Origin of the sequence: Niallia sp. MER 6 (assembly GCF_023714395.1) — a bacterium.
Classification (GTDB): domain Bacteria; phylum Bacillota; class Bacilli; order Bacillales; family Cytobacillaceae; genus Niallia.
The window spans coordinates 41,448-53,940 of the sequence record NZ_JAMAUK010000014.1 but is presented as its reverse complement, the minus strand read 5'-3'; the positions used below and the strand labels follow the sequence as shown (position 1 = coordinate 53,940).

Sequence of the window (12,493 nt, the reverse complement as noted above, 5' to 3'; positions counted from 1 at the left end):
CCTAAACACTATTCGTTTATGATTCCTCCTCCTCTGGAGCATCCCAATCATATCTTCGAACAGAAGTTGTTAAACAATGTTGCAGCAGACTTTCTGCCGCTTTCAGCTGGATAGCCTTGATAGGTGATTGCTGGGTTCTCATCATACGGAACCACTCATCATAATTTCTTTTTTCAATAATCTTTAAATCATATGGTATCGTTGGATAATCAATATAGCCATTCCTTGTCAGGATAGCCTTTTGAATAGGCAGTGCAACATCATGCCTGTCGAGAATTCCGCGGACAATTTTTTCTGTCCTGTTTAAAGCAATCAACGGGCTTAACGTCTTTTTTTCTTTGTCATTATATTTCTTTACCCAAAATTTTTCATTTGAACCTAGGTAAACAGCGGAATCTTCCTCTTCTAGGATAGTGATGCACCACACAGCAGTTGGTGTCACCATCATGACTTCCAGATCAATAGGAGCATTTTTTAATAAGAAAACTGGTTTGTATAGCACTAAATATGTATCAGGAAATCGTTGCAAAAAATATTTCAAGTGCTCATCATAATAAAACGCCTTCTTAACAGTTGATTTTTCTGTAAGAGTAGAACTAGCCCATTTCAGCTGAAAACGAAAAAGCTGATTTAAAAATTGCAGCTTCAATTGTTCTTCTGATTGAGGCTCATTAAGAGCATTGGCTTTATAATCAAAGGAAAATATTTGCTCTTCTTTGTCTTCTTCTTTAACAGCTGCCGGAAATAAAAGGAGCTCTTCTTCCTTCGGCTTTTTATTCATCATTCCTCTGATTTTTAGAAAAAGAGATTCCTTTTCCTCTGTTATATCGTCTAAACTTTCATTATCCTCGTAGAATATTTTCATGTCTTGTGTATCAAATGCCTTTTTAACACCTTCCCATTTCTGCTTTTTTAAGCGGACATAACGGGACGGATACAGCAGTATATTTTGTTGGTAACGTGATATATAGTCTTTTAGCTTAATTAATTGTGCCAAAGCTTTTCCCCCTAAAAAAACCTGTACTTTTCTATTAAATAAATTTTTTTGTATATATTGCTTCATATTTTGGTTCTTTATTTAAATGTGTCTGAAATAAAGAAAATTGCTCTACTTGAAAGGAAGGTTTCGCATCACTGAATGGGTTTTGGGAATTCAGCATGTTCTGGCGAAATCTCTCTGTTCCTGCCCATTTCCTTGCAATCGTAATATGCGGATGATAGGGCCTAGTCTCTAAAGTAAAGCCTGCCTTTTTGCACTTAATATATATATTCTCTCTTAACTGGTGCAGCGATGGATGATCCTCCAATCCTAACCAGAAAATCCGTGGACTGTCCTGACTGCCGAATACTCCTAATTTGTCGATATTCAATGTAAAATGGTCTATATCGTAACTATCTTCATTTAGAATAGTGATAAGTTCGCTCTTTTGTTCTTCCGTTGCTGCTCCCAAAAAAGCTAAAGTAATATGGTAGTCTTGCGGATGCACCCATTTTTTAAAAGGAAATGCTTCTTTAAGCTTACCCCTTACAGCCTCTACTTCTAGCCGGACAGCTTCCGGCAAACCTATCGCAATAAAATAATGTGTATTCGTGTTCATAAAAGCATCCTTTTCTTGTTTATCCTATTAAAGGTAAATTATTTTTCTTTTATGGGCAATTATAGCTATAATACTATTAAACATTCGCAAAAAGTCCTTTTATGTAAAGAATATATTGTTATTATATATCCTTTTCCCTTGTTTTTAATCTTAATCTTCATGAATCTCACTTTAATTGAAAGAAATAGAAGACAAGGACATTCTTGTACCTTATCAGCAATCACCATCTATGTGAGATTTTATTCATATTTAGTAAAAAGAAAGTAGGAAATAACAATGAAATTGTATGGATCCGTATCTGAGCTTATTGGTGACACTCCATTAGTTCGTTTGAACTCTATTGGTGATAAAAATGGTGCTGTCATTTACGCAAAACTGGAATATTTTAATCCTAGCAGAAGTGTAAAAGACAGGGCGGCATTCAATATGATTGAAGCCGCAGAAAAGGCAGGAAAGCTTGTTCCTGGTTCCACTATAATTGAACCAACAAGCGGCAATACAGGCATCGGCTTGGCAATGAATGCAGCTGCTAAAGGCTATCGCGCCATTCTTGTTATGCCAGACACGATGACAAAGGAAAGAATCAATATTTTAAAAGCATATGGAGCTGAGGTTGTGCTGACACCAGGTGACGAAAAAATGCCTGGAAGTATAAAAAAAGCATTGGAGCTGAAGGACGAAATTCCAAACTCTTTTGTACCCATGCAATTCAGCAACAGCCATAATCCTGAAGCGCACCGGAAAACAACTGCTCCAGAAATTATTAAAGCAATGGCTGAACTGAATAAGTCTTTGGCTGCATTCGTAGCAACAGCAGGGACTGGTGGAACAATAACTGGAACTGGCGAGGTACTAAAAGAGGTATTTCCAAATATACGCGTCCATGTCGCAGAACCAGCTGGATCTCCAGTTCTGTCTGGCGGTGCTCCTGGAAAGCATAAACTTGTTGGCACAAGCCCTGGCTTTATTCCAGATATATTAAACCAGAATGTTTATGATCAAATCCACTTAGTAACAGATGAAGCTGCATATGAGTATACAAGAAGACTTGCACTTGAAGAAGGAATACTGGCAGGACCATCCTCTGGTGCAGCCTGCTATGCTGCCGTCCAAGCAGCAAAACAATTGTCCGCTGATGATGTCGTCGTCTTTATTGTATGCGATACTGGTGAGAGATACTTATCAACAGATGTATTTGCACTAGATTAAGAAGAGTCCCTCTTATAGATAGAGGGACTCTTCTCATTTTCACAGAACATATTAAACTAATTGTCCACATTCACTTTCAATTGCATCCTTAAACAGTTTCTGCAAGTTTCTCGTAACAGGACCTATTTCACCGTTGCCAACAGGCACATTGTTTATGGATATAATCGGCATCACTTCAGCTGTTGTACTCGATAGAAATACCTCATCAGCATCTATCAGGTCCTCGATTGTAAAGGCTTCTTCTACTACCTCTATTTCGTTTTCCTTACATAACTGAATGATCTTCTGTCTTGTAATTCCATTTAAAATAAATTGGTTGGCTTCATGTGTTTTCACACTGTTATCCTTCATAATCCATATATTAGAGGAGCTTCCTTCTGTAACTGTCAGTTCCCGATATTGAATGCTTTCATAGCAGCCAGCTTCCGTCGCTTTCTGCTTGGCAATCACATTGCCAAGCAAATTCAAACTCTTAATATCACATCTCGACCAGCGGATATCTTCTACCGTAATGGCTTCCACACCGTTATCAAGCTGCTCATAAGGAATACTAACCTCTTTCGTATAAGCTATATAAGTCGGAGGAGTATCTTCTGCAGGGAATGCATGGTTCCTCGAACTGGTGCCTCTTGTGACCTGCATATAGATGATTCCTGTTTCCAGTTTGTTCTTTTCTACAAGCTGTTCCATTAACAGCTTGAGTTCTTCGACAGTATACTCTATCTTGATACTCAGCTTATCACCGCTGCCAAGCAAGCGTTCGAGATGCTCATTTGCAGTAAACAGCTTTCCATTATAAACTCTTATCACTTCATATATACCGTCACCAAACTGATAACCTCTGTCCTCAATATCAACCTTTGCTTCAGATCTATCAATAAAAGCTCCATTCATCCATACAATACTCATTTTCTCTCCCCCTTAACCATGTTAGTAATATTTATTTTGCTAGCTCATATATAGCTTGGGCATAAATTGCTGTTGCTTTAAGCAAATCCTCGATAAACATGTATTCATCCTTCTGATGAGCAATATCATCTCTGCCTGGAAACAGAGGGCCAAAGGCAACGCCATTTTCCAGAGATCTTGCGTATGTTCCGCCGCCGATTGAAATCAGTTTCGGCTCTTCACCTGTCTGTTCTAAATAAACCTTGCTTAATGTTTGAATCAGCTCAGAATCCTTGTTGACATGATGAGGCTTGGAGTCTGTAAAATTCTCAATCACAAATCCATGGCCAGCAAGCAATTTATCTAACACAGCCTTTGTCTTTTCCATTTCATTTGTGACCGGATAACGGCATGTTAATCCTATTTTGCCGCCGACTTGTTGATTATATTGCAGGATGCCTACATTCAATGTTAAGTCTCCCGTGATATCATCGTTATAAGCTACTCCTAATTTTTGACCTCTTGAGTCATCTTTGAAGTAACCGTTAACAAACTGAAAGTAATTCGCTGCCTTTTCATCAAGTGGCAAATCAGCTAGAAAGGACGCAAGCTTAAGACCGGCATTTACCCCATTATTCGGCTCCATTCCATGTGCGGAAACACCTTCAAGCTCTAATACTAGTTCACCTGCATCTACTGTATATTGACCTGTTAAATTGTCCCTGCTTAAATATTCCTGGAAGCGCTGAATGATTTCCGTCTGATCTGATAGAACATGCAGCCTCGCTTCCGCAAAATCTGGGACCATATTGTATCTTCTTCCAGAAGAAAAAGAAACTATGCCCACTTTTCCAGACTCATACTGGGCCATCTCGTCCAAAGACTGAACCATATCAAAATCAGATATTCCTTTTTCCGCATAAATGATCGGAAAATCCGCATCAGGTGCAAATCCCATCGTTGGCATTGGTTCTTCTTGGAAGTACGTTGTGACGCATCTCCAATCACTCTCTTCATCTGTTCCAATAATCATTTTAACTTCCTTTGTTAAAGGCAAATCCAATTCTTTAATTATTTTCATGGCATAATAAGCTGCCATCGTAGGACCTTTATCATCCAAGGCACCTCTTGCGAATATTTTCCCATCGCGAATTTCTGCGCTGTAAGGATCACTTGACCAGCCGTCTCCTTCTGGAACAACATCAACATGACAAAGGATTCCAATGCTTTCATCACCAGCTCCAAACTTCACATGTCCTGCTACGTTCTTAACATTCTTTTCTTCAAACCCGTCTCTTTTGCCAAGCTCCAGCATAAAGGTCAAGGCTTCTTTAACACCTTGTCCAAACGGAGCATCTTCTGTTGCATTTTCTTCATCCAGCACACTTTTTATTTGAAGTAAGCCTTGTAAATCTTGGATGAAATCATCTTTACGAATATGTACTTCTTTTAACCAATCCAGTGCTTTCACTAAACCAGCCTCCTTAACCTAATATTCCAATATGTTTTTCCTTTGCAGAATATCTTGCTTTAGCTTTATTCTTATGTTTTTTAGAATATATAAAAGTATTTTACCATAATCCCACCAATTCTTATCAATAAAAGACAAGCCCTGTATTGATTTTGTCTGTTTTTGGTTGCTTTTCTTATCATTCCCACACATAAAGGAATCATAAGACATTCAAAAATTTTCGGTTTTACGCTTCTTCCTGTAAAATATTAAAAAAAGGTTCTGAAAGGGTTGGCGTTATGGAATATATTAAGGAGCTGCGGCAAAAGGTTGGCAAGATGCCGTTAATACTCGTTGGTGCTGTTGTTATTATGGAGGATGCGGACAAAAGAGTGCTCTTGCAGGAAAGAACACATCCTCATAAAGTATGGGGGCTGCCTGGCGGTTTAATGGAATTGGCAGAGAGTACAGAAGAAACAGCTAAACGAGAGGTTTGGGAAGAAACTGGCTTGCAGGTAGAGGAGCTAAAGCTATTAAACATCTATTCTGGAAAAGAGTATTATACAGTTGCAGCAAACGGAGATCCCTTCTACTCCGTTACAGCAGCTTATTATACGAGGAAGTACAGCGGCCAAATGAAAGTTAACAAGGAAGAGGCCTTTCAACTGCAATTTTTTGATTTAGAGAAGTTGCCTGCAAATATGGTTGGCAGTCATCGGCGATTTTTGCAGGACTATTGCACCTTATAAAAAATAACAACAAGCGGCTGATGTATCAGCCGCTTGTCTCTTATTGATATATATAACTATCAAACAAATCTAAAATGTCTTGATAATTACTTTCTGTCGCATAATCATAGGCTGTATAGCCGTACGCATCTACTATGTTTATATCTGATCCATTATCAATTAAAAGCTGAATAAGCTCCATATCTGCACCTTGATAAACTGCATACATAAGCGGTGTCATTCCGTCTTCATCTTGAGAATTTGGATCTGCCCCACTATCAAGCAGCGTTTTCACTGTATCTATATCATTTTGATATGCTGCTTCATGAAGCTCCGTATAATAACCGTCATAATATAAATCTTCATCTTCTGGGTATGAAAACTCTGTTCCACCAGATTTTATGAATTCAGCAAAATCAGAATGTTGAATGAAGGATGTTATTCCAGCAACTGCAGCGCTAACTAACCCGATGAAAATAATAATACCAGCTACAAATACGGAAATACCTACCCACATGCCTCTCTTCGATTCCTTTAATGGCTTTAGGTCAATTTCATTATAAAAGGACTCAATTGCATAAACTCTTTTAGGCAAATGAGGATGTGTAGACAGCTTTTCATTGAACCATACGAAAAAGCCGCTCTCTTTTTCCAATTGCTCCATATATGCCTGTTTATTCACTTTATTGTATAAGGTTGTACCAATCCCAAGCATGGTCAAGGCATTCTTTGCTGCAGTAAATGATTGAACATAATAGGCTGCTGTTCTGTCACAGGTATATTCGCATGCACGTAAATAAGCATTTCCCAGGAAAGGAATATACAATGCCGGCAACAGGAAAAAACCGTAATGAACATGTTTACGTTTCAAATGGGTAAATTCATGAGCCATGATGAACATGACTTCTTTTTCCGCACCTCTGTCAACCATTTCAAAAATACTTGAATACAACACTACCATATTCCTGCGCACAAACTTGGTCGCAAATGCGTTAAGGATACCCTCTGATTCCAGTATATATATATCTGGGAGCTTGCTCAGCTCAAGATCTTTGGCGATACCAACCGCCTTTGCATAAAGCTCAGGAAATTGATCTTCTCCCAGTTTAACTCCATTTCTCCTAATGCCAGCCATCGAAAGTGCATGTAAAAACAGCATGACAGCAATTATTGCTGCATAGATAATAATACCAATAACCGAAAAAAGCAATAAAATAAGTGTGCCGATACTTACAAGCAGCACGAGTACAAAATAAATGTTCTCTCTAGGATGAACTAGCTGATCTTTTCTTATGTTTTCCAATCACATATCCTCCAAAAATGTTTATCGTTTTGATTATAATGGAAAAAAAGGTGTTAATAAACATTTTTATTGTACTTCATGCAATTTGTTATCATAAAGTTAATAGTTTGTACCATATGATATGGTAAGGAAAAAACCAGGGGGTGGTATATTTATACATTAATAATCAAATATTTTGTAAATTTGAGCAAATAATGTAGAATTAAAAAGTAAATAGGGATACAATATTTATAGAAGTTCATTTTTGTTCACTATAGCCATTTGAAAAGGAGTTGTCTGTAAAGAAGAAAATTACATACGCTTGAAGAATAAATCTTCAAATAAGCTGTCGGTCGCAGGAATTTGCCAAAGGTTTGAAAAAAGGATAGGGAGTGGTTTATTGAAACCTTCAACTAACCGGATGTTAAACCGTATCAAATCCGTCTACATGTTTATTAGTAAGCGTGGAACAGTAACAACACAAGAGCTAGTGGAGGAATTTGGTATTACTCCTCGAACGATTCAAAGAGATTTGAATGTTTTAGCTTATAACGATTTGGTGAAAAGTCCAAGTCGTGGAAAATGGACAACAACTAGAAAAAAAGTGAAAATGACGTCTTAAACCGTAGATTGATTATTGATAATATACTGCATATTTACATGCAATATAAAAAAACGCCAAAATTGGTTTGGCGTTTTTTTATGCTGCATGTTTTAATTTACTTCATAATCTTGAAGAAGTTGTATCTCCTCATCAGTGAGCTCTCTGTATTCCCCAAGCTCCAATGTTTCGTCAAGCGCAAGCGGTCCCATCGAAATTCGCTTCAGATAGATGACCTTCTTTCCTACACTCTCAAACATTCTTTTAACTTGATGAAATTTGCCTTCTGAAATCGTAAGCTCAATATCAGAGGTTTCGCCAGCCTTCAAGATAACAAGGTGCCCAGGTTTGGTTACATAACCGTCATCAAGGGTAACACCTTTTTTAAAGGATTCTATATCTTCGTCTGTAACGATTCCTTTTATGACCGCAAAATATGTTTTAGGAACATGCTTTTTCGGTGAAAGCAACCGGTGCGAAAGTTTGCCGTCATTTGTAAGCAGCAATAATCCCTCTGTATCCTTATCAAGGCGGCCGACAGGAAACGGATTGTAGACAGCATCCTCAATTTCCAGCAAATCAACAACTGTCTCCTCTCGGGCATCCTCAGTCGCTGAAATAACTCCTGGCGGCTTGTTCATCATCAGATAAATAAATTCCTTATATTCCACTATCTCCCCGTTTAATGTTATGACATCTTGCTCGGGGTCGACCTGCTGTTTAGCATCTTTAATTACTTCATCATTGACCTTAACTGCCTTGCTTTTCAGCAGCGACTTTACATCTTTTCTGCTGCCATATCCTAAATTGGCAAGCAGTTTATCAATTCTCATTTTTTTCATTTATCTTGCCATCCGTTTCATCTTTATTTATGTGTCTTCTATTTAAAATGGAAGTCTTAGCTTTCTTTTAATTGATTCAGCTCTCTCTCCCAGCAACATGTAAACAAGCTTAGAGCGGTATGCAAGGTAAGCGTATATCAGCCCTCCAGCCAGCGCGACAATCCCAACCATAAGAAGAGAGGAAATTAATGATTTCGGCTCCAAGAATAACCTGAGTAGTGTGTAGATAATTTCCGTACCAACAAACATTAGGAAAGTAAAACCAACGATTAACACACTTCTACGCAGGACTAGCCTGAATGGATACTTCGCAAAAACTTTTATCACAAAGATATTAATTACTATTGCAGCAGTATATCCTAATGCTGTTGCCAAAATGGCACCTTTCGCTTCCCATCTTTCAATAAGCGGCATGTTTAAGCTCAGTTTAACCAATAAACCTACTAAAAGACTTAAGACTGTAAAGCGCTGTTCGTTTATACCTTGCAAGATTGCGGCAGTAACAGCATACAGAGAAAATAGAATGGCAACTGGTGCATATAAACGCAGCACCTCTGTTCCTAAAGCTAAATCCACTGTCCCGTAAAACAGACGATATACCGGCTCAGCCAGCACGGATAATCCTATTGTTGCCGGTAATGTAATAAATAATAATATTTGAAATGCTTGATTTAAATTATGGTTTACAGACTTTTGATCTCCACTAACAAACGCTCTTGTTATCATCGGCACGAGTGTCATGGAAAAGGCAGTTGCCAAGGAAACTGGAATAATGACAATCTTATGTGTCTGATAGTTGAATGCATTCAGCTGCGTCTCTGAAATGGCACTTAAACCTGCAACAGCCATCGCACGGTTAAAGGTAATCGTATCGATAAACTGAAAGAGCGGGTTTGCTATTCCAACGAAAACAAATGGTGCTGCTGAGATAAGTATTTCCTTATACATGGAGCCTAAGGAAATGTCCGAAATTTGCTGCCTGTCTTCTAGGAGCATGGAGTTAAAATGATGTTTTCTTTTAAGCCAATAATAGATAAGTACTGCAAGTCCGCCAATCGCACCGACAAATGCTGCAAATGTCGAAATGCTGACTGCAGTTACAATATCGCCTTTGAGTACATACAACACAGCGGCAGCTCCGCCAAGCATGAAAACGATTCGTACAATCTGCTCTACTACTTGAGAAACAGCAGAAGGTCCCATTGACTCATGTCCCTGGAAGAAACCGCGAATCAAGCTCATGACAGGGACGACGATAACAGCAAAGCTTACTGCCCTAATTACAGTCGTAACATCCTTTACGCTGGAGTTAAGATCATCCTCAGGAATATTAATCTCTGCAAGAAATGGTGCGAGGAAATACATGGCAAGGAAACAGACGAATCCGGTACAGGTCATCACAACAAGCCCTGACTTAAAAAGCCGCCTGCTGACACCGTACTCTCCCATCGCATTATATTTAGAAATGAATTTGCTGACAGCAAGAGGAATACCTGCTGTTGCAATACTGATGACAATCGTATAAGCTACATATGAATATTGATAAAGGATAGTTCCTTCTTTTCCGACAATCATATTAAACGGGATTACATAGAACAATCCCAGTGCTTTTGATATCATAGTTCCGAGTGTTAGAATAAACGTACCTCTCAACAATTTTGACGACATATAATCCCTTCCTTAAATGAAGCTTAGCTGCAAACTAACATAACAAATTATTTTAACATGAAATGAATATGATACTAAGTGTAATAATGAGCATTTTTTATACACACTATTAGTAGTTTACCTTTTCTTGACTAGAAACGCTACTTTAGCTTTCAAATGAAGAAAATAGTCTATAATAATAGATCTCAATATAGGAAAAAGAAAGTAGGTTCATCTATGCAATATGAAGTAATTGTAATTGGCGGCGGTCCTTCTGGATTAATGGCAGCGATTGGTGCTGCTGAATCTGGTTCAAAGGTCCTGTTAATTGATAAAGGGGAAAAGCTTGGCCGCAAGCTTGCTATTTCAGGAGGCGGCAGATGCAATGTCACAAACAGGCTTCCTGTTGATGAAATTATTAAGCATATTCCAGGTAACGGACGTTTTCTTTACAGCGGGTTTTCGATTTTTAATAATGAAGATATTATTAATTTTTTCGAGAATTTAGGAATTGCTCTAAAGGAAGAGGATCATGGCAGAATGTTTCCTGTCTCTAACAAAGCTCAATCTGTTGTTGATGCCTTATTGCAGGAGCTCGACAGACTGAAGGTTGAAATCCGGACAAATACTCCTGTTAAAAAGGTATCCTATAATGAAGACGGCACTAAGACAATCTTTATGCAAAACGGAAAAGAGGCAGTCACGAAGTCTCTCATCATTGCTGTCGGCGGCAAATCTGTGCCCCATACAGGCTCAACTGGCGATGGATATGCTTGGGCAGAGAGTGCTGGACATACTATTACCGAGCTGTTTCCAACAGAAGTACCTGTCACTTCAAGCGAATCATTTATCAAGGAAAAAACATTACAAGGTTTGTCTTTAAGAGATGTTGCGCTGAGTGTATTAAACCAAAAAGGAAAACCTATTATCACACATAAGATGGATATGATTTTCACCCATTTTGGGATCAGCGGTCCAGCTGTATTGCGCTGCAGCCAGTTCGTCGTCAAAGAGCTGAAGAAAACCGGTTTAGCAGAAATTCCTGTTTCGATTGATTCATTTCCTGATAAAAAGGAAGAACCACTGTTCCAAGAAATAAGTAAACTCGTTAAGGACGAGCCTAAAAAAGCGGTGAAAAACATTTTAAAAGGTTTCTTAACAGAACGCTATTTACTGTTTTTACTTGAGCTTGCAGAAATTGATCCTGCAGCACAAGGAGCTACTGTCTCCCAAGATAAGCTAAAAAAATTCACCTCTCTTTGCAAAGGATTCTCTTTTAAAGTCAACGGTACAATGCCGCTTGAGAAAGCATTTGTTACAGGCGGAGGTGTCTCTATTAAAGAGATTTCTCCAAAAACAATGGAATCAAAGCTAATGCCAGGACTCTTCTTTTGTGGAGAGATATTGGACATCCATGGATATACAGGGGGATATAACATCACAAGTGCGTTTGTGACAGGAAGACTTGCTGGTGTAAATGCCGCTCTTGAAGCAAAAAATATGTTTATGTAAAAAGTTAGCTGAACGGTTTAATAGACTGTTCAGCTTTTATATATAATCATCGAGGAGAAACAATAAATCTGTTCTTCTTCCCCCTCTTGTAATGCTGCAACATTATACTTTATATCTAAAAGCTTCTTTTCATCAAGCTTCTCCAGGAACTTATTCATTTCCATTTCCAGATCTTTTTCATGCTCCTGGTCAAATAATTTAACCTTTATCATCATCCACACTCCTAAGTGATCAGAATATTCTATTAAAATAATAGCCAATTTATCGTCATTTTAGACAATATGAAAATAAAAAACCCTTCACAGCAAGCTGCGAAGGGTTCTTTAGATTAAACAGTTTCACCGTTCCAGTTAAGCATTCCACCAACCATGTTAACAACCTTGTAGCCTCGGTCTTCAAGGAAATAGCAGACGTTTTCGCTTCTTTTACCAGAGCGGCATATAAAAATATATTCTTTCTCTTTTGAGAAGTAGTCTAGCTTTTCAGGAATATCATTCATGCGAATATGCTTAGCCCCTGGAATCATGCCTTCTGCTACTTCATCATCTTCCCTAACATCAACAAGCTCCAGCTTTTCCCCTTTTTTCAGCTTGTCTTCTAATTCTTCTGTTGTAATTATCTTAATATCTTCCATTTATTGTTTCCTCCATTCTACCAGTACGAATCATGTTAACCTTCCACTCATTGTAATATAGAACAATTAAAAAAAAGATGCAAATCACATGCCCACTGTTTT

General features: G+C 38.2%; 13 protein-coding genes. 4 read left to right on the top strand and 9 right to left on the bottom strand.

Annotated features, from left to right (window positions below):
* Nucleotides 1–16: 16 nt before the first annotated feature.
* Together M3600_RS16960 and thpR are read right to left on the bottom strand one after the other, a co-directional pair.
* Nucleotides 17–997 (bottom strand): NERD domain-containing protein, encoded by a 981-nt coding sequence (locus tag M3600_RS16960; RefSeq protein ID WP_251646819.1) that lies wholly within the window; start codon nt 995–997, stop codon nt 17–19.
* Between the two features lie 34 nt (nt 998–1,031).
* Nucleotides 1,032–1,598, bottom strand: coding sequence for an RNA 2',3'-cyclic phosphodiesterase (gene thpR, locus M3600_RS16955; protein ID WP_251646818.1), 567 nt, complete (start codon nt 1,596–1,598; stop codon nt 1,032–1,034).
* Between the two features lie 276 nt (nt 1,599–1,874).
* Between thpR and cysK the strand changes: the two genes are divergently transcribed.
* A complete protein-coding gene (gene cysK / locus M3600_RS16950) occupies nt 1,875–2,807 on the top strand; it encodes a cysteine synthase A (RefSeq protein ID WP_251646817.1) in 933 nt (310 codons plus the stop codon).
* A gap of 51 nt (nt 2,808–2,858) precedes the next feature.
* Here the strand turns inward: cysK and dat are convergent, their stop codons facing one another.
* Both dat and pepV read right to left on the bottom strand, forming a co-directional pair.
* Nucleotides 2,859–3,716: a D-amino-acid transaminase gene (gene dat / locus M3600_RS16945; protein WP_233317645.1), complete on the bottom strand. Its 858-nt coding sequence runs from the start codon at nt 3,714–3,716 to the stop codon at nt 2,859–2,861.
* A gap of 31 nt (nt 3,717–3,747) precedes the next feature.
* Nucleotides 3,748–5,166 (bottom strand): dipeptidase PepV, encoded by a 1,419-nt coding sequence (pepV, locus tag M3600_RS16940; RefSeq protein WP_233317643.1) that lies wholly within the window; start codon nt 5,164–5,166, stop codon nt 3,748–3,750.
* A gap of 278 nt (nt 5,167–5,444) precedes the next feature.
* Between pepV and M3600_RS16935 the strand changes: the two genes are divergently transcribed.
* Nucleotides 5,445–5,894 carry an NUDIX hydrolase gene (locus tag M3600_RS16935; RefSeq protein WP_233317641.1) on the top strand — a complete coding sequence of 150 codons (450 nt, stop codon included), beginning with the start codon at nt 5,445–5,447 and terminating at the stop codon, nt 5,892–5,894.
* A gap of 40 nt (nt 5,895–5,934) precedes the next feature.
* On the opposite strand, the gene M3600_RS16930 is transcribed toward M3600_RS16935, so the two are convergent.
* Nucleotides 5,935–7,176 carry a M48 family metallopeptidase gene (locus tag M3600_RS16930; RefSeq protein WP_251646816.1) on the bottom strand — a complete coding sequence of 414 codons (1,242 nt, stop codon included), beginning with the start codon at nt 7,174–7,176 and terminating at the stop codon, nt 5,935–5,937.
* A gap of 379 nt (nt 7,177–7,555) precedes the next feature.
* Between M3600_RS16930 and M3600_RS16925 the strand changes: the two genes are divergently transcribed.
* Nucleotides 7,556–7,777 (top strand): DeoR family transcriptional regulator, encoded by a 222-nt coding sequence (locus M3600_RS16925; protein ID WP_127736905.1) that lies wholly within the window; start codon nt 7,556–7,558, stop codon nt 7,775–7,777.
* Between the two features lie 92 nt (nt 7,778–7,869).
* Here M3600_RS16925 and M3600_RS16920 read toward each other — a convergent pair whose 3' ends face one another.
* On the bottom strand, nt 7,870–8,589 hold the full coding sequence (locus tag M3600_RS16920) for a pseudouridine synthase (protein WP_233317725.1): 720 nt from the start codon (nt 8,587–8,589) through the stop codon (nt 7,870–7,872).
* Nucleotides 8,590–8,640: 51 nt separating this feature from the next.
* Entirely contained in the window at nt 8,641–10,266 is a 1,626-nt protein-coding gene (locus tag M3600_RS16915; RefSeq protein WP_233317636.1) for a putative polysaccharide biosynthesis protein, read from the bottom strand.
* A gap of 216 nt (nt 10,267–10,482) precedes the next feature.
* Between M3600_RS16915 and M3600_RS16910 the strand changes: the two genes are divergently transcribed.
* Complete coding sequence (locus tag M3600_RS16910; protein WP_233317633.1) at nt 10,483–11,757, top strand: BaiN/RdsA family NAD(P)/FAD-dependent oxidoreductase; 1,275 nt, start codon at nt 10,483–10,485, stop codon at nt 11,755–11,757.
* A gap of 29 nt (nt 11,758–11,786) precedes the next feature.
* On the opposite strand, the gene M3600_RS16905 is transcribed toward M3600_RS16910, so the two are convergent.
* Together M3600_RS16905 and M3600_RS16900 are read right to left on the bottom strand one after the other, a co-directional pair.
* Complete coding sequence (locus tag M3600_RS16905; RefSeq protein ID WP_233317723.1) at nt 11,787–11,969, bottom strand: sporulation protein Cse60; 183 nt, start codon at nt 11,967–11,969, stop codon at nt 11,787–11,789.
* 116 nt (nt 11,970–12,085) lie between these two features.
* A complete protein-coding gene (locus tag M3600_RS16900; protein WP_233317631.1) occupies nt 12,086–12,391 on the bottom strand; it encodes a rhodanese-like domain-containing protein in 306 nt (101 codons plus the stop codon).
* Nucleotides 12,392–12,493 lie beyond the last annotated feature (102 nt).